The sequence below is a fragment of the Lysinibacillus sp. FSL K6-0232 genome, assembly GCF_038008325.1.
In the GTDB taxonomy this organism is placed as follows: domain Bacteria; phylum Bacillota; class Bacilli; order Bacillales_A; family Planococcaceae; genus Lysinibacillus.
The window spans coordinates 1,716,138-1,733,938 of record NZ_JBBOYW010000001.1 but is presented as its reverse complement, the minus strand read 5'-3'; the positions used below and the strand labels follow the sequence as shown (position 1 = coordinate 1,733,938).

19 protein-coding genes and 1 pseudogene are annotated in these 17,801 nt (G+C 40.8%); 7 read left to right on the top strand and 13 right to left on the bottom strand.

The genetic code is table 11. From position 1 onward, the window contains the following. Window positions 1–12: 12 nt before the first annotated feature. The 5 genes from MHB42_RS08385 to MHB42_RS08365 form a co-directional block, all read right to left on the bottom strand. Window positions 13–234, bottom strand: a complete 222-nt coding sequence (locus MHB42_RS08385) for a helix-turn-helix domain-containing protein (RefSeq protein WP_340805477.1) — start codon at window positions 232–234, stop codon at window positions 13–15. A gap of 10 nt (window positions 235–244) precedes the next feature. Continuing rightward, window positions 245–715 (bottom strand): DUF2975 domain-containing protein, encoded by a 471-nt coding sequence (locus MHB42_RS08380; protein ID WP_340805476.1) that lies wholly within the window; start codon window positions 713–715, stop codon window positions 245–247. 135 nt (window positions 716–850) lie between these two features. Beyond that, the gene (locus MHB42_RS08375) at window positions 851–2,299 is read right to left on the bottom strand and encodes a GGDEF domain-containing protein (RefSeq protein ID WP_340805475.1); all 1,449 of its coding nucleotides are present in this window, start codon (window positions 2,297–2,299) and stop codon (window positions 851–853) included. A gap of 240 nt (window positions 2,300–2,539) precedes the next feature. Then, window positions 2,540–3,733, bottom strand: coding sequence for a hypothetical protein (locus MHB42_RS08370; protein WP_340805474.1), 1,194 nt, complete (start codon window positions 3,731–3,733; stop codon window positions 2,540–2,542). After that, a complete protein-coding gene (locus tag MHB42_RS08365) occupies window positions 3,726–4,232 on the bottom strand; it encodes a sigma-70 family RNA polymerase sigma factor (protein WP_340805473.1) in 507 nt (168 codons plus the stop codon). Before MHB42_RS08365 ends, MHB42_RS08370 begins: the two co-directional genes overlap by 8 nt. A gap of 116 nt (window positions 4,233–4,348) precedes the next feature. Between MHB42_RS08365 and MHB42_RS08360 the strand changes: the two genes are divergently transcribed. The 3 genes from MHB42_RS08360 to MHB42_RS08350 are packed head-to-tail and all read left to right on the top strand — an operon-like array spanning window position 4,349 to window position 5,300. Then, entirely contained in the window at window positions 4,349–4,774 is a 426-nt protein-coding gene (locus MHB42_RS08360; protein ID WP_340805472.1) for a MerR family transcriptional regulator, read from the top strand. After that, window positions 4,767–5,129, top strand: coding sequence for a DUF4260 domain-containing protein (locus tag MHB42_RS08355; protein ID WP_340805471.1), 363 nt, complete (start codon window positions 4,767–4,769; stop codon window positions 5,127–5,129). Before MHB42_RS08360 ends, MHB42_RS08355 begins: the two co-directional genes overlap by 8 nt. Window positions 5,130–5,132: 3 nt before the next feature. Next, window positions 5,133–5,300: a hypothetical protein gene (locus MHB42_RS08350; RefSeq protein WP_340805470.1), complete on the top strand. Its 168-nt coding sequence runs from the start codon at window positions 5,133–5,135 to the stop codon at window positions 5,298–5,300. A gap of 97 nt (window positions 5,301–5,397) precedes the next feature. Here the strand turns inward: MHB42_RS08350 and MHB42_RS08345 are convergent, their stop codons facing one another. The 3 genes from MHB42_RS08345 to MHB42_RS08335 all read right to left on the bottom strand — a co-directional run bounded on the left by MHB42_RS08345 (window position 5,398) and on the right by MHB42_RS08335 (window position 9,023). Continuing rightward, window positions 5,398–7,173 carry a cation:proton antiporter gene (locus MHB42_RS08345; protein ID WP_340808565.1) on the bottom strand — a complete coding sequence of 592 codons (1,776 nt, stop codon included), beginning with the start codon at window positions 7,171–7,173 and terminating at the stop codon, window positions 5,398–5,400. Window positions 7,174–7,370: 197 nt separating this feature from the next. After that, the gene (locus MHB42_RS08340) at window positions 7,371–8,387 is read right to left on the bottom strand and encodes an inorganic phosphate transporter (RefSeq protein WP_340805469.1); all 1,017 of its coding nucleotides are present in this window, start codon (window positions 8,385–8,387) and stop codon (window positions 7,371–7,373) included. Window positions 8,388–8,402: 15 nt separating this feature from the next. Next, window positions 8,403–9,023, bottom strand: coding sequence for a DUF47 domain-containing protein (locus MHB42_RS08335; RefSeq protein WP_340805468.1), 621 nt, complete (start codon window positions 9,021–9,023; stop codon window positions 8,403–8,405). Window positions 9,024–9,411: 388 nt separating this feature from the next. Here MHB42_RS08335 and MHB42_RS08330 point away from each other — a divergent pair, with 388 nt between their 5' ends. From MHB42_RS08330 to MHB42_RS08320, 3 genes are all read left to right on the top strand, one after another. Next, window positions 9,412–10,176, top strand: coding sequence for a sulfite exporter TauE/SafE family protein (locus MHB42_RS08330; protein WP_340805467.1), 765 nt, complete (start codon window positions 9,412–9,414; stop codon window positions 10,174–10,176). Window positions 10,177–10,277: 101 nt separating this feature from the next. Beyond that, window positions 10,278–11,669 carry a Na+/H+ antiporter NhaC gene (nhaC, locus tag MHB42_RS08325; protein ID WP_340805466.1) on the top strand — a complete coding sequence of 464 codons (1,392 nt, stop codon included), beginning with the start codon at window positions 10,278–10,280 and terminating at the stop codon, window positions 11,667–11,669. Window positions 11,670–11,746: 77 nt separating this feature from the next. Next, the gene (locus MHB42_RS08320; RefSeq protein ID WP_340805465.1) at window positions 11,747–12,502 is read left to right on the top strand and encodes a class I SAM-dependent methyltransferase; all 756 of its coding nucleotides are present in this window, start codon (window positions 11,747–11,749) and stop codon (window positions 12,500–12,502) included. 33 nt (window positions 12,503–12,535) lie between these two features. Here MHB42_RS08320 and MHB42_RS08315 read toward each other — a convergent pair whose 3' ends face one another. Together MHB42_RS08315 and MHB42_RS08310 are read right to left on the bottom strand one after the other, a co-directional pair. Next, the gene (locus tag MHB42_RS08315; RefSeq protein ID WP_340805464.1) at window positions 12,536–13,270 is read right to left on the bottom strand and encodes an urease accessory protein UreH domain-containing protein; all 735 of its coding nucleotides are present in this window, start codon (window positions 13,268–13,270) and stop codon (window positions 12,536–12,538) included. Next, complete coding sequence (locus tag MHB42_RS08310; protein WP_340805463.1) at window positions 13,263–14,117, bottom strand: LysR family transcriptional regulator; 855 nt, start codon at window positions 14,115–14,117, stop codon at window positions 13,263–13,265. Before MHB42_RS08310 ends, MHB42_RS08315 begins: the two co-directional genes overlap by 8 nt. Before the next feature lie 111 nt (window positions 14,118–14,228). Here MHB42_RS08310 and MHB42_RS08305 point away from each other — a divergent pair, with 111 nt between their 5' ends. Further along, entirely contained in the window at window positions 14,229–14,996 is a 768-nt protein-coding gene (locus MHB42_RS08305) for a sporulation protein (protein ID WP_340805462.1), read from the top strand. Window positions 14,997–15,112: 116 nt separating this feature from the next. Here the strand turns inward: MHB42_RS08305 and ptsP are convergent. The 3 genes and pseudogenes from ptsP to MHB42_RS08290 form a co-directional block, all read right to left on the bottom strand. Then, window positions 15,113–16,828, bottom strand: a pseudogene (ptsP, locus tag MHB42_RS08300) (phosphoenolpyruvate--protein phosphotransferase). Beyond that, window positions 16,825–17,091: an HPr family phosphocarrier protein gene (locus MHB42_RS08295; protein WP_340805461.1), complete on the bottom strand. Its 267-nt coding sequence runs from the start codon at window positions 17,089–17,091 to the stop codon at window positions 16,825–16,827. Before MHB42_RS08295 ends, ptsP begins: the two are co-directional and overlap by 4 nt. A 3-nt stretch (window positions 17,092–17,094) precedes the next feature. Further along, window positions 17,095–17,793 (bottom strand): glucosamine-6-phosphate deaminase, encoded by a 699-nt coding sequence (locus MHB42_RS08290; protein WP_340805460.1) that lies wholly within the window; start codon window positions 17,791–17,793, stop codon window positions 17,095–17,097. Window positions 17,794–17,801 lie beyond the last annotated feature (8 nt).

Genomic DNA, 17,801 nt, shown 5'->3' with positions numbered 1-17,801 from the left:
CTTAGCTTTGTACTATGATGATGTATCTTTATTTTTTTGATATTCTAAAATATCGCCGGGCTGACAATCCAGCGCCTCGCAAATCGCCTCTAGCGTTGAAAAACGAACAGCCTTTGCCTTGCCATTTTTTAAAATTGAAAGATTCGCCATTGTAATGCCCACTTTTTCCGAAAGCTCCGTTACACTCATTTTCCGTTTCGCCAGCATCACATCAATATTAATAATAATCGCCATAATCTTCACCTCAAATCGTTAAATCATTTTCTGATTTGATAGCGATGGCATTTTCCAAAAGCTTTTGAAGCACAGCCGCAAAAACCGCTATCACAAAGGAAGCAAAAATAATTACTAGACCAATAATAATAAGCCCCGGCGCATCATCAGCCTCCGCTACGTAGTAGATAAGCGGCATACCGATCACATACAAACTACTAATTATTATCGCACAAAATTTAATATTCTTTAAAGCCTTGACAGACTGTCCCGAAAAGGCAATGCTTTGGTCAATATAGCTTAATAGCTTCAAAGCCATGTACAAAGCAATAAAAAAGGCAATCGCCGCTCCATAAATAATTAGTAAAGCAAACAGCGTTGTTTTCGGAAAATACTGTATGGCCTTCAACGCAAGCGAAGGAACCCTCCATATACATAACACTAAAATAGGCAACCCCATTAACACAACAGCCGTCTTTAAAAAAAGTGTTTGCTGTTTCATTTCATACACCTCATTTATTAATTCTTCTGTTGACTTTATCATACAATTTATCGTTTTACAATAAATTTTTGTTGATAAAAGTTATTGTATTCCATGAAAAAGAGGCACTCCTTTTAATGAAGTGCCCCCTTTTGCTTATATACCATTTCCCATATCACAATAATGGTTATAGTGTGTAATTTGGTTGCGCCCATTACGCTTAGAGGCATAGAGCGCTGTATCTGCACGGCGAATCAACTCCTCCACCTTTACAATCTTGCCCTGCTCATTTGTGCTTACGCCAATACTAAACGCTAGCTGCACAACCTCCTCCTGCACGGTTAAGGATAGTGAGGATAATGTTTGATAAAGGTTGGCAGCCATTGTTTGAATTGTTTCTCCCTCTGCTATTTCACTCAGTATAATAAACTCATCCCCACCAAAGCGGGCGACAATCGACGGAAGAAACTGAAAAAAGTCCTTTAACGTTTTGGCTGTCGTTGTTAAGGCATCATCGCCAAATAAATGACCATTTTTATCATTAATTTCTTTAAAATGATCTAGGTCCACCATAATAAGTGCTAATGACTGATGGCTTGCGGCTGCTTTTTCCGTCATTTTTTCTGCCTGCTCATCAAAATAACGACGATTATAAATATTTGTCAGCGGATCAATATAGGCATTTTTTTCAAATTGCTTTTTATGGTCGTTATATTCCATTTCAAACAAAACATGCGCATAGTTTTCTCGCTGCATTTCTAGCAATATATTAATATACTCTTTTTGCACAGCACATAAAACAACTTTATTGCCCTGCTCCTCGATGAGCTTTACTAGGGAATTATAAATTGCTTGCAGCATGGCTAAATCATTATTTTGCAAAGCATAATATTTTGTTTTTTGATATAAATCAATTGCTTCATTTACACGTCCCTGCCTTTCACATAGCAAGGCATAAGCATTAAATACCTCTAACTGCACCTTTGAGTATGGCGGCTGCTGAATCGTTGCTAATAGCTCCTGCAGCAGTGTATTCGCCTCCTGAAATTCCCCCAGCTCAATATGAGCAATCGCTAAGTTTGTTTTAGGGTGCAAAATATCTGTAAAAGGCTCTTGATGCTTTACCTCAAAAGCATTAGCATAGTAAAGACTTTTAAAGGCGAAGTCCTTTGCTTTTTGATAATTACCTATTGAAATTTCTAAATCGCTTAAATTATTGTAAAGCTTTCCTAAGCTCTTGGCATGCTGAATATGTTCAGCAATTTTTAGCCCCTTTAACATGAGCTCCTCCGATTTCTTTAAATGACCAAATGTTCCCCAATAAATCGATGCTAAATTGTAATATTGAATAACATCAATGTCGTTGCCATGCTGAAAGGTTAGCTCTCGATAGCGCTCCAATACGCTCATAGAAAGCTGTAAATCACCTGTATAAAAATAACTAGCACAGCTATAGTTTAATAAAAGAATAGCTTTGTCGTACACCCCAAGCTTAATGGCACTGTCAATTGCGGCACTGCTAATTTCTATATATTCTAAAAAGCGATTCGCATTATACAATTCATTGAGCGTAATCCATAATTCTTCAAATTCTTGTGTGTTCATACCGCCCCTCCTTCTCTTTGCCCTCACTTCTTTAATACTACCCACACCGATAAAATATTACAATCCTTTAGACTCATTTATGCCACAGTAATTAAGTCATTCATCCTAATTATTAGTATATTTATCTAGGTATTGTACAATTTAATTGTATTATATCTTAGAAGTTCTGTTAAGATGGTACATATGCATCATAATAAAAAAACAAGCTTCCATAATGGAAACTTGTTCAAAAATAATAATTTAAGATGCTGCTATGCCTAAAAGGGCTTTTAACTGCTGTGCTTGCTCACCCTTTAGCTGAAGCTCCCCGCTCCCTATTTTATAAAGATGTAATGCCCCATCATAGCCCTTCCAAATTTCAATACGCACACCTTCTAGTAAAAAGGAATACGCAGGTGGTCTACCAAGATACGCTTTCGGCTGCCAGCTCAGTCCCTGCAAAATTTGCGCTACCTCCTGCTCATTATGCACCTCCAGCCGCTTTGTAACATCTGGCTGAAAAACCTTCACGCTATCTGCTAAACCATATTGATAGATAGCTCCATTCCTTTCACTGACCATCTCTTGCAGTGAACGCAATGTTAAATAATCTCCTTGTGCTATCGAAAAGTCAGCTAATAGTGGATACCATCTAGCGCCTTTATATTGCTGGAAAACCTCTTCCTTCGATAGCTGTTCAATATCTGCTGGGATAACTCCTTCTACAAATAAAAACATATTCTCCTCTATATGAGCAACGGTTCCTACTTTATTGGAGCCTTGGGCATAATCAGCTTGCTTCATATGATGTGCCTGCTGAAATGCGCTTAACTGCTCCGCAAAATGAGCTTGAAAATAACGCTTAGCATCCAGATCAGCCACTTCATAAAAAGTAGCAAATTCTGGATATTTTTCCCGATACATCTCATACAGCTTTGTTCTCATTGTATACATCGGTAACAATGACTCCGCATAGGCTTCTACATATTCTGCTGGCGCTAACCCATGAAATAGCTTTGCGTGGTTAGGTAATTGCTGAAACGATGTTAGTTCATCAATTTGCTTTTGTCGCTCCACCTCCAGCTCTGCCTTTGTATACGTAAGACCTAATGATTCGCCAAAATAGTAGGAGGCAACAAGCTGTTCATAGCTACGATAAATATTCTCTTTAGAAAATCCCTCCTCCTGACTAAACCCCCAAATACGACTGAGCTGCTTAAAATGCTCAAACTGCGCTTCATTCAACAGTAAGGCTCCCTGCTCAGTTTCCTTCGCTGCAAACTGCACAAGTATAAATCCTGCTATACACAGCGTTACAATCGTTGTCAGTATTGCAAAACGTAGTGGCTTTTGACGGCGCTTTGTTTGATGCTGTAAGACGCGTACCTTCACTCGTTCTTTGCTGGCTGTCATATCCCCTGCAACCTTTGCTAATTCCTTTTGTAGATTATTCATGCTGTAGCACCTCCCATTCCTCCTGCTGTAGATGAGGCTTTAAAGCTTCCCTTGCCCGCCTCAGCCTTGTTTTTACCGTATTTTCAGAAACGCCGAGTAGCTGAGCAATGTCATGAACCTTCATTTCCTCATAATAATAAAGAATTAACGGCTCTCGATAGAGCAATGATAGCTGTAAAATGGCGGCTCCAATCTGGGAACGCTCCTCTGCCGCAACAAGCTCATCCCGCTGCCTCTTTACCTGTGCAGGAAATATTTTTTCCTGTAATAATAATTTTTTATAATGCCAGCTTTTTAAATAATCCTTGCTTTGGTTAATTGTTAGCGTTGATAAATAAGCCCTTAGCTGTCCACGCTCCTCATAATCCCGCTGTGAAAATTTAATGAAAACCTCCTGCACAATATCCTCCGCCGCATAACGGTTTTTCACATAAAAATAGGCAAGACGTAATAAATGCTCTGCATGTTCATCGATTATGTTGTCAAGTATGGCGTCCACCTCCCCCTCTTACACTATAAAACGATTGCCAATAGCCGACCGTTTCATCTTCTCGCAAATACTTCTTGACCTTGGAGTCTTCTCCAATGTTAGGATCACTATAGGAGGTGTGTATCATGAAAATTAAACAATTCGCTGAGAAATTTGCTGTGACAACCGATACAATTCGTTACTATGAAAAGGAAGGGCTGCTCCATCCTCTAAAGCAGGACAATGGCTATCGTATTTTCAATACTGACTGCGAGCACACCATGAAATTAATTATTGTGCTACGGCAGCTTGGCTTTACATTACAAGAAATAAAGCAGCTACTGGCACTCGATCAAAAACCCATCTCAACATCCTGCAATCAGGCAACCATGCAACTTTTCACCTCAAAAATTACTGCTATCAAGCAGCAGCTACATTTTTATCAGCATGCATTGCAATCCTTACAGCTTACGCAAGCATATATGGCAGATGGACACTATGAAGAAAATCAGGAAAAAATCGCTGAATTAATAGAGGATATGTATCAAAATTTACGAAAAGGGCGTGATTAAGCTGAAGCCCCGCAACATTATCACTGTCGAATATCTGATTGCCTTTGGCATCACAATCTTTTTTTATGGATACTTAGATTTTTCATGGCTTTCTTTTCTATTATTCCTCCTGCTGCCTGATATTACAATGCTCGGCTATCTATGGCATACAAAAGCAGGCGCTTCCTTCTATAATATCGGGCATAGCTTTGTACTACCTGCGCTCCTTATGGTGATTGCTTTTATAGCATCAATCCCAACGCTTCTGATGACGGCTTTGATTTGGCTGGCACATATTTTCCTAGATCGCGCACTAGGCTATGGTCTAAAATATGCTGACGCTTTTAGCAAGACACATTTACAGCGAATTATGTGAGCCATGGCACTCTATGTAACACTACGTTTCTTCTTAGAAATCGATGTCCAATTAGCAGGGGAAAATCCGATTTTCCAATTCCTCCTTGGTATTGGGCTATGGAGCATTTTGGGGTCATTTAAAGCCATGATGTCATTGCATCCCTTTATTGGCTATGCTTGCTTTGTATAACACTGGCAAGGCTTCGGTAGCTATTATTTTTGCACTGGGCATTCCATTAAAAAAACAGCCACTCTAAACGGTCAATTCCCGACTAGAGTGGCTGATGTTAGCCAATTAAACTAATAATCGTATGTGGCTCATGCTTTATATCATCATATTTATTGACCATATCTAACACAATATCCCCATCCTGTGTAATTGCATAGACCATGACCGCTTGAGGATTTTGCGCTAAATAATCCTCCCACGTAAATACCTCTGTAATTTTCGTTTGACGTAGCTGTGCACCTTGCTCTATCAGCGCATTTAATTGATGAATATCATGCTCGGCATCTACTAATAATTGTCCACCATATTTCCGTGAATAGTTTTTAGGGTCTGTTGAATGCAGTGCCGTTTGATAAATATTCGGATGTCCTAGCTCTGGGGCAAACTCAGCACAAACAAGCACATTATAGGCATCCTGCTTTGTCGCCACAATTAGCTGGTCATAAGGCGTTAAATCTACATAAAACTCCGTATGCTCACTTAAAATATCACCTGCTTCTGTGGTAATGCCTTGCTGCCTAGCTGGTGATAAATCCTCCCATGAACGATCCATCATGAACACATCAATATCATTATTTTTAAGCGATACCGCTAATTGTGTTGTAAATGGTGAGGCTCCTACAATCATAATACCTGTACCAGAGGAGGCCTGTAAATTCAGCTTCTTTGCCAGCCAGCCAATACTAAAGCCATGAGCTACAACGGTTGCAAAGACAAGTGCCAATGTTAAAGCCGTCAACATCTGTGCACTTTGAAACCCTACCTCCTGCAGCGCTGTCGCAAAATACCCTGAAACCGTTAATGCCACAATCCCTCTTGGTGCAATCCAGCCGATCAATGCCCGCTCCTCCAGCGTTAAGCCTGTATTAATCGTAGCAATCCAAATAGAGAGTGGTCGCACAATAAACATCATCGCCAGCACAAATAATAGCATACGCCAATCTAAAAGCTGCCATAAAATATCAACAGTCAATGACGAGGTAAGCATAATAAACACACTGGAAATTAAAATGACAGAAATGTTTTCTTTAAAATGCAGCAACTCGTGGTGGCTCTTTAAATGCATATTCGCCATCACTAGCCCCATCACAGTCACCGCCAGCAGACCTGTTTCATGCATAATCGCATCACTGATCGCAAACACCAGTAAGATCAGTGCCAGCAGTAAAGGCGACTTTAAAAACTCTGGAATCAAACTTCGCTCCAAGCATTGCCCCATGATAAAGCCTACAAGACCACCTAACAGAGCCGCTAAAAAAGCAGAAATAAAAAAGACAGTTAAGGAGGTTCCACCCTCTAGCTGATAAATACCTAGCACAACCTGATAAGCAAATAAAGCTAGCAAAGCCCCAAACGGATCAACAACAATGCCCTCCCATTTCAGAATCGTTGCTGGCCGCTCCTTTAGTTTTGCCTGTCTAAGCAAGGGTAAAATCACCGTTGGGCCTGTAACAATAAATAGCCCCCCAATAACAAATGATACAGGCCATGATAAGCCTGCAACAAAATGGGCAGCAATAGAGCCTGCTATCCACGCAATAGCCGCCCCTACTGTAGAAATGCGTAAAATCGATTTGCGAAACCCTCGTATTTCACGAAAATCAAGGCTCAAGCTTCCTTCAAATAAAATTACCGCTACCGCTAACGAAATAAGCGTTTGAAACATTGGTCCAAACGTTTCCTTCGGGGCTACTAGCCCTGTAAAAGGACCAATTACCAACCCTGCTATACTCATTACAACGATCGCTGGCATCCGAAAACGCCACGCAAGCCATTGGGAAAATAAGCCGATAAAAATAATAAACGGCAACTGAAACAATAAATTATCAAACATATGTATCACCTACTTATACTCCCTATTCCTGTTTTCCACTCAGCATAAACCTATTATGTACATTTTTCACTTTAATTATGATGTAGCCTCTACCAGCGGCTGCCCATTTGGGTTCCTATAGCATCCTATCCGTCATTTCCCTCTTTCTATCCGTCACAACCAAAAAAGAACGCACAGCTCCATGTGCGTTCCTTCTATTAGAAGAATAAACTTAAAATATAGTAAATCAATGCTGCCATAATAGCAGAGATTGGCATTGTGATAACCCATGTTGTAACGATTTTGCGGGCTGTTCCCCATTTTACACCTTTTACACGATGAGCTGTTCCTACACCCATAATGGATGAAGAAATAACATGTGTTGTGGATACAGGCAAATGGATTAATGTTGCCCCAAAAATAATCGAAGCGGAAGCTAAATCTGCGGCAACTCCATTTACAGGACGAATTTTCATAATCTTCCCGCCAACGGTTTTAATAATTTTATAGCCCCCAACAGATGTACCTAGCCCCATGGCAGCCGCTGCTGCAAAACGTACCCAAAACGGAATGTCCTCGCCTTGGTGTAAGCCACCTGCGATTAAAGCAAGGGTAATAATCCCCATCGCTTTTTGTGCATCGTTTGTACCATGTGTAAAGGATTGTAAGGCAGCCGTTCCGATTTGCATTGTACGGAAGCCTTTATTTGTACGATATAAATTCATATCTTTAAAGATTGTTTTTAAGATTGTCATCATCACAAAGCCCGCCACAAAGGCAAGCAATGGTGAAAAAATAAGTGCTTGAATAATTTTAATAAACCCTTCATAGTTCAAAATACTAAAGCCTGCTGCGGCAATGGCTGCACCTGCGACAGAACCAATTAATGTATGGGAGGAACTCGATGGAATCCCAAAATACCACGTTAATAAATTCCATGTAATGGCTGATAATAAAGCGGCTAAAATAACAACAGAGCCAGTAATATCGCCATCATAGGCATTTAAGCTAAATGGGTCTACAATATCTTTTGTTAAGGCTTTGGCTACCCCAACGAATGTAATCGCACCGATGAAGTTCATCACCGCAGCCATATAAACAGCTGTACGGGGCTTTAACGCACGGGTTGATACAGAAGTGGCAATGGCATTTGCTGTATCGTGGAAGCCGTTAATAAAGTCAAATACAAGTGCGAATATAACGACTAGTATGGTGATTAATAAGATTGTATCCATTTCGTACACTCCATCTTACGCATTACGCATAATTATTGTTTCAATTGTGTTTGCGACTGTTTGACAGCTATCCGCAATATCCTCAAATTGCTCATAAATGTCCTTGAAAACAATTAGGCGCATTGGGTCTTTTTCTTGGATGAATAGCTGCTTCATAGAGGAACGGAAAATTTCATCGCATTCGCGCTCATTATCCTTAATTTGAATCGCATGCTTACGCATATCAACAAGCTTCTTATTATTTAAAAGCTCCATTGCTTGTACCATTTCATCCGTACTCTTCGCAATATACGTGAGGAATTGGCGCATTGGCTCTGTTACCTCTGTTAAGTTATACATATTGAAGTGTGCAATACAGCCTTCCATGCCATCAATCACATCATCTAGCTTATTCGCTAATGCTAAAATATCCTCACGTTCAATTGGTGTCATAAATGACTTATTGAGCATAACAATTAGCTCATGGATTAATTGATCACCGCTTGTTTCGTATTGCTTCATTGTATCTGCAATTTCCTTCAACGCATCTATATTTTCAATGCGAGCATTGTGGGCATAATAAATACCCTCGTTAACATTTTTAGCGATTTTTAATAATGATTGAAAAAATGGATCTTGCTTATTTGAGTTGAACATTCTGTTCGGTTCCTCCCGTTAAATAAAAATTGTCGATTGCTGCAATCAGCATAACAAAAGATTTACACAAATCTACAAAAAATTAAAGATAATTATGTTGAATTTACAAAACTGTAATATAAATTTCGTCACATTTATTTTTACACTGTTTTGCAAGTAGAAATCGTTGGAAACGAACTATTAAAAATCACTATTTTCTCTTTAAAAACAGCCGTTTTTCTGTTATTTTTACAAAAATACTTGAAAAAACTTTTTTCACTTTACGCAGGAAATGTTAAGGAATTGTAAACGACATTTACATAAAATAATGCCAATTCCATTGTTATTTTTTGTCTTTCGCAGTACGCTTATAGGAACAATTTGATCAAGAAAGATGTGAGCTCTACATATGGATATCGACTTACTATCACTTATTTTATTACTACTAATCAGTTTTATTGCATCCTTTTTAAATGCCATTGTTGGTGGGGGTGGACTCATTTCCTTGCCTGCATTGCTGGCTTTTGGTTTACCACCAAGCACAGCGATTGCTACGAATAAACTAGCCAATACAATTAGCAATGGGACAAGCATGCTCACCTTTTTGCGGGCTGGAAAAGTAGACTTCCAAAAAATCGGTAAAATTATTCCCTTTATTTTTCTAGGCTCCTTACTTGGAGCGTATATTGTTCACCTTGTATCTCCTGCTATTTTAAAGCCGCTTATGCTTGTTATGCTCGTTCTTGTCACAATTTATACAATATGGAACAAGGATTGGGGCCAGCAGCCGCAGCAACGCAAGCTTCATACAGCGAAAAAACTAGCCTATCTGGGTGCTTTTGCAGCAATCGGCTTTTATGATGGCTTTTTTGGACCAGGCACAGGCTCGTTTTTTATTTTTCTATTATTGATGATGGGGCATGATTTTTTGCAGGCGGCTGGCAATGCTAAAGCCTTTAACTTTACCTCAAATTTAGCGGCACTTTTCATGTTTTTATATTTAGGGGAAGTTAATTTTTTATATGGCTTTTCAATGGGCTTTGTGATGATCTTTGGAGCCATTTTAGGATCGAAATTTGCGCTAAAGGGCGGCACAAAAATGATGCGCCTTATTTTTATTACGATGACATGTCTGTTAATTGTTAAAAATGCATGGGACTATTTTTCGCATTGATGCTAGCCGTTTTCTGTCAATTGACAAAACCTATCTGTATGCTATAATACTTTTCGGCTTCAACGCATTGAAGCGAAGAAGTGTTTTATAGGAGGATTTATATGTTTCATATTGAAGCAAAAAGCAGCCCTCGCTTTCTAGAGGCAGCTTTTATCATTGTATTTATCATTGCCATTATGACTTTTAGTATTGGGTATTTGCAGGCAACACCTCATATTCCTATTTTTCTTATTATCACCTTATTACTTGTGTATGGTTTATTGAAAAAAGTGCCCTTTCGCGACCTTGAAGGAGGCATGATTGCGGGGGCAAGCGCTGGGCTTGGTGCTGTCTTTATTTTTTTCTTTATCGGTCTATTAATTTCAAGCTGGATTATGGGCGGCACGATTCCAACGCTTATTTATTATGGCTTTTTAACGATTTCACCAAGCTTTTTCTTTGCTATTGTCTTTTTGATTTGTAGCATTGTTGGTATCGCTGTTGGTAGCTCATTAACAACCGTAGCAACGGTGGGCGTAGCATTTATCGGCATTGCTGGTGCAATGGATTTATCGCTAGCCATCACTGCTGGGGCTATTGTATCTGGCGCTTTCTTTGGCGATAAAATGTCACCATTATCCGATACAACAAATCTTGCCTCAGGTACAGTTGGGGTGGACCTATTTGAGCATATTAAAAATATGGGCTGGACAACGATCCCTGCCTTTGTCATTTCCTTTGTGCTTTACGCCATTTTATCGCCAACAACTACTGCTACATCCTTTGCTACAGTGGAGCAATTAAAAGAAGGCTTGCTTGCAACGGGCATGATTCATTGGTATACATTATTGCCAATTATCGTTCTTGTTATCATGACCTTTTATAAAGCACCTGCTATTCTTACGCTTGCCGCTGTGTCGTTGCTTGGTGTCGGGCTTAGCACATTTATCAACCCGCTACCAGTTGCTGATATTTTTCATATTCTGTTTAATGGCTATGTATCACAAACGAATTATCCAGAAGTTGATGCCCTGCTAACACGTGGTGGAATGAGCAGTATGCTTGGCACGATTGCGCTTGTCCTACTCGCTTTAACAATGGGCGGACTATTGTTTACATTAGGCATTATTCAAAGTCTTTTAGCTAAGGTAGAAAGCTTATTTAAAAGTGCTGGCGCTGTCATTACAGGGGCAGCTATTACAGGCATTGGTGTGAATACATTAATTGGTGAGCAGTATTTAGCCATTTTATTAACAGGGCAAGCCTTTAAAGTGCCATTTGCGAAAGTTGGACTTGCACCCAAAAATCTTTCTCGTGTTATGGAGGATGCAGGTACGGTTGTTAATCCGCTTGTGCCTTGGAGCGTTTGCGGTATTTTTATCGCTAGTGTGCTTGGTATAGCGACATTAGCTTATTTACCATTTGCCTTCTTCTGCTTGCTTGGACCTATTTTAACGGTGCTCTTTGGCTGGAGCGGCAAAACATTAACAAAGCTAGCGCCTAATTCCAATTAAGCATCAAAAGCTGTTATTTTAAGCATTTCTGTTGTCCTTGTTTCTTTGCTATGCTCAAACAAAGGAGATGAAAGAGGATGACAACAATATGGAATGCACAATTATACGATTATAAGCATGACTTTGTTTCAAAATTTGGTGAAAGCTTAATTGATGTATTAGCCCCTCAAAATGGCGAAAGTATTTTAGATGTGGGCTGTGGTACAGGCGACTTAGCCTATGAAATTTCAACATATGGGGCTACCGTAATAGGAGTAGATGCCTCTGCTGAAATGATTGCTGCTGCACAGCACAAATACCCTGCCATTGCCTTCCAAGCAATGGATGCAACAGCTATGCCCTTTACGAATAGCTTTGATGCCGTGTTCTCAAATGCTGCCCTTCATTGGATAAAGCAGCCTGATTTAGCAATTCAGCATATTTATCAGGCATTAAAAGATGGTGGGCGCTTTATTGCCGAAATGGGTGGACAAGATAATATTGCTTCCATTGTTTGGGCTTTGCAAACAAGCATGGAGGCATTAGGCTTTCCTTACCATGAGCACTATTTCCCATGGTATTTTCCAAGTGTTGAGGGCTATCAATTAAAATTAGCAAACGCAGGTTTTAAGGTGGAGATGATTACACATTACCAACGCCCTACACCGCTTCAAGGGCATGATGGGCTACGCAACTGGCTCGTGATGTTTAGCCATAATATACTACAGCATCTATCGGAAACGGAAAAGGAGCAGGTTTATGCCAAATGCGACGAATTATTAAAGCCAACCCTCTTCCAGCAGGGTCAATGGATTGCGGACTACTGTCGTCTACGCTTTATTGCTTATAAATAGAAAAAAGGTTACTAGAGCAATCTAGTAGCCTTTTTATATATGCCAATATGTTATAGTGTCTATGATTCCGATTAACAGTAACAAGAGCCCTGCCACCAGTTGGATTACCTTCCCCATTTTTATACTTGCACGCAGCACCAGACGCCTTGCATCGAATAAATAGATAAGTAGCAGCATTACTAGTAACGGCATGGATGTAGCAATCCCAAAAATACTTGGCAAGATCAGCCCGTAGGAAGCACTTGCCACAAGCGGCATAAGCCAAGCAAAAAATAGCACAAACATTGTTGGGCAAAAGGCAATGGCAAAGCTAGCCCCCATTAAAAAGGAGCCTACCTTCCCCTCCTTGACAACAGGCGGAAGAAGCGCTGATAAACGCTGTAAAAACGTTAATTGAAATAAACCAAGCAACACCAGCCCTGTTAGTACCATAAGAGGCCCGATCGCTTTACGAAATAGCGGAAAATACAGTGTCATCCTTGCCTCAAATGACTGCCCAAATAGCCAAGCTAAAAGACCAAGCCCACTAAAAACAATGACTTTGCCGAGCATAAAGCATAAAATCTCCTGCCAATTGCCCTTCCTTTGCAATGTTCGATTGCCATAAAACATCATAGCACTAATATTTCCCGTAAGCTGACATGGAGCCAATGCCCCAAGCAAGCCCAGTAGCACCGCCATCACCAATGCCGAGTGCTGATAGTGCTGCAAAAACTGGGTAATAGGCTCACTTATCGATTGACTAATTGTTGCTATTATACTATACATAAACAGCCTCACACACCTCTAAAAATGCCTCAAAATCTGCAGAGATATATTTCGTTAGCATATAGGTATTGGATTGAATATGGGCAAATTCCTTCACTGCATAGCGCTGCAAAAGGTGCTGCTGATAGTCTGCCTCCACCACACTTTTTGGCAAAAAAGCAATGCCTAGCCCATGCTTAACAAAATTTTTAATGACCTCTGTTTGATTAATATGCATCGTTTGATAGCTTGAAAATTGCTGAAGCACCTGCTGCACCTCCTGCCAATAAGGGGCATATTCATGGGTTAACAGTGTTTCCTGCTGCAAAAGCGTTAATGCATCCCGCTCTTTTTTGGCGATAGGCGCAATTAAATGGAGTGGCTCCTGTGCTAAAGTCACCGCCTGCAGCTCGCGTGTCGACGTTAATTTTGATAAGCCAATATCGACTGCACCTGTATAAACAGCCTCACCAATTTCATTGGATTTTAATAGCTCAATCACTACTTGAATCGTTGGCTGTCTGCGCTGAAATTCTTTCATAATAGCAGGTAATGTAGAATTAGCGATTTGTGGTGCAACGCCAATGGTAAGCTTCGCTGTATAGCCTTGCACAAAGGACTCCATATTTTGCAGCCCTTCATCTAAGGTTGTGAGCATAGTTTGTGCCTGCTGATAAAAATAAGCACCTGAGCGATTTAATAGCACTTGCTTGCCCTGCCGATCAAATAATGCTGTATGCAATGCCCGTTCTAAATGCTGGATATGCTTTGTTACGGTTGATTGGGTAATAAATCGTTTTTCAGCCGCTTCGCGAAAATTTTCAGTTTGAGCAGCAACGATAAAGGTGCGTAGCCATTCTGTTTCCATTTATCTGCCTCTTTCGTTTTCCATCAGTATAACGAAAAATTTACTTTGCTTGAAACCTTTTTTCTAAATAAGCGTATGTATAGCTAATTAAATCTGTAGGAGGAATGAAAAATGTCTTTTTTTCATAAAGCATTAGCAAGTATTGGAATAGGTGCAGCAACGGTTGATACACGATTAGAAAAGGATACGTATCAGGCTGGAGAGGTTATGCGAGGAGAAATCATTGTGCGTGGCGGCCAAGTGGCACAGCAAGTCGATGCCATTTATTTATCAATCAATACAACCTATATTCGAGAATCCAATGACAACAAGCATACTGAAGTAGCCACTTTGCAAAAAGTAAAAGTAACAGAGCCCTTTACACTTTCGGCTGGTGAAGAAAAGGGCTTTCCGATTACGCTAACATTGCCATTTGAAACGCCGATTACCGCTGGCAAAACACAAGTGTGGATTCAAACAGGGCTCGATATTAAAAATGCCGTTGACCCTGGCGATAAGGACTATATCCGTGTCCTGCCAACAACGCTTGCAGGGCATATACTAGATGCTATTCGTGACCTAGGCTTTCGTTTACGTGAAGCCGAATGTGAACAAGCACCTGCACGCTTCCGTGGCTACTACCCATTTGTGCAAGAATTTGAATTTGTGCCAACAGGTCAATATAGACGGCATTTAGATGAGCTAGAAATTGTGTTCTTATCACAATCCAACCATTCAGCAGAAATTCTACTGCAAGTTGACCGTAAAGCAAAAGGCATTGGCGGCTTCTTTGCAGAGGCATTGGATATGGACGAAAGCCATGTCCGAACAACCATTACAATGCATGATCTACCTACTATTCAAGCCAAGCTTCAGCAAATAATTACAAAGTATAGTTAAGGTAGAGAAATACCCGCGGATGCTAGGCGTTTACCCGCGAGTGAGAGGTATTTACTCGCGAATACTAAGCCATTACCCGCGAGCACCATAAAAAAAGTAGTTGAAGCTTTCTTCAACTACTTTTTCACAACTTGCCTTACCTTTTCCATTACTTCTTCAGCCGTTGCTAGCTGTAATGCTTCTGCTGCTAAGGCTTGCATATCGGCTACAGTGAGCTACTTTATGAATGCACGCGCCTTTAAAATTGAAGTGGCACTCATCGAAAACTCATCCAAACCTAAGCCAAGCAACAACGGCACGGCTAGCTCATCGCCTGCCATTTCTCCACACATCCCTACCCATTTATGCTCCTGATGTGCAGCTTTAATGACCATTTGCACTAAACGTAAAATAGCTGGGTTATACGGCTGATATAAATAGGATACCTTTTCATTCATCCGATCCGCAGCCATTGTATATTGAATTAAATCATTTGTGCCAATTGAGAAAAAGTCTACTTCTTTTGCAAAAACATCCGCCATCACAGCCGTTGATGGAATTTCCACCATCATCCCAACCTCAAGCGTATCACTTACAGCAACACCTGCTGCGATAAGTTGCTCCTTTTCCTCTAGTAAAATAGCCCTCGCATCCCGAAACTCCTGAATTGTTGCAATCATTGGGAACATAATTTTTAAAGGCCCATAGACCGATGCACGGAGCAATGCGCGCAATTGTGTACGGAATAATTCCTGCTGCTCTAAGCATAAACGAATCGCTCGATGTCCAAGGAATGGATTGAGTTCCTCCTGCAATGGTAAATACGGTAAATGCTTATCGCCACCAATATCAAGTGTACGAATTACAACTGGCTTGCCCTTCATTCCTTCAAGAACCGTACGATAAGCTATCAGTTGCTCATCCTCTGATGGCAAATTTTCTCGTCCCATATATAAAAACTCTGTACGGTATAAGCCGATTCCCTCAGCACCATGACGCAGCACGCTTGCTAAATCATTTGGTGAGCCAATATTCGCTGCTAGCTCCACATGGACGCCATCCTTGGATACCGTTTCCTGATGAACAAAGGCTGACCATTCAGCTTGCTCAGTACGATAGCGCTGTGCTTTTTCCTGATAAAGAGCCACCGTTGCTGCATCTGGATTAATAAGCACTTCTCCTGCTAAGCCATCGACAATGACTAAATCACCAGCCTGAATCGCTGCTGTAGCCGATGCTGCTCCTACTACCGCTGGAATTTCTAGAGAGCGTGCCATAATCGCAGAATGCGAGGTACGACCACCAATTTCTGTAATAAAGCCTAGCACAAAGTCGCGATCCAATTGAGCTGTTTCAGAGGGCGTTAAATCATTGGCAACAATAATTACTTGCTCATTAATATTACTTGGATTTGGAATATGCACACCAAGTAAGTGGGCTAAAATACGATTGGAAACGTCCTTAATATCCGCCGCACGCTCACGCATATAGTCATTATCCATTCCCTCAAATAATGCAATAAACATAGAGGCAACCTCATGCAGTGCATACTCTGCATTCATCGCTTCCTCTGCAATTTTTTGCTGAATTGGCCCAATTAATTCTGGGTCATTCATAACGAATAAATGTGCCTCAAAAATAGCTGCTTCCTCTGACCCTAATTTTTTGAATGTTTGCTGCTGAATCGCTACTAGCTCTTGCTCTGCTTTGGCAAGGGCTGCCACCAAGCGTTGCTGTTCCGCCTCAATATTGTCAACAGTTGTTTTTGTAAAGCTTAAATCTGGTTGGACAAAACGATAGGCTTTGGCAATGGCAATGCCATCAGAAGCGGCAATACCAGTAAGCTTTGTCATTGTGCTAACCCCATTTCTGTGATAAGCGTTGTTAATGCCTCAAATGCCTGCTCCTCATCAGCGCCCTCTACATAAAGCGTAAACTGTGCATGTTGCTTAAGTGCCAGCCCCATTACACCTAAAATTGATTTTAAGTTCGCTGTTTTTTCCTCTGTACGCACCTCGATAGCCGCAGCAAATGGTGTTGCCTTTGCCACAAGCTGACTTGCTGGACGTGCATGAATGCCTAGTGGATCAATCACTGTAAATTGTTGTGTTTTCATTGTTTATACGCCTCTTTCCTGTAAATCTGTTAAAATTATTACGTTTGGATGCTTGGCTAGCACGATTGCTGGTATCTCCTCGGTATAATCCGCTGCCAATACACGCTCTAAAGCCTCACGCTTTGCCTCACCCACAGCAATTAATAAAATACATTTTGCACGCATAATGGATTGAATGCCCATTGTCAATGCCTGTGTTGGCACTTCATCGATGGATTGGAAGAAGCGTGCATTAGCTTGACGCGTGGAGGCTTCCAATGTCACAAGATGTGTGACGGAATCAAAGGATGTGCCTGGCTCATTAAACCCAATATGCCCATTTTGACCAATGCCAAGCAGTTGAAAATCTACTGGATGCTGCTGTAATAAAGCCTCATAGCGAGCTGCCTCCTCTTGTGGATCAGCCGCTAAGCCATTCGGTAAATAGGAGGCTTGAAATGGCTTAGCGTGAAATAAATGCTTGTGCATGTAATAGGCATAGCTTTGCTGATGTGTTGCTGCTAGCCCAACATATTCATCTAAATTAAAGCTTATGCACTGTGAAAAATCGATCGCTGCTTTGCAAATATTGGCATACAGTGGCTCCATTGTGCCACCTGTTGCCAGCCCAAATGTTGTAGCACCATGCTGTTTGGCTTCTATGACAATAGCCGCTGCTCGTGTATATAGTGCTGCCTGTGAGGAAAATCGTTCAATTCTCACTAGCTCTC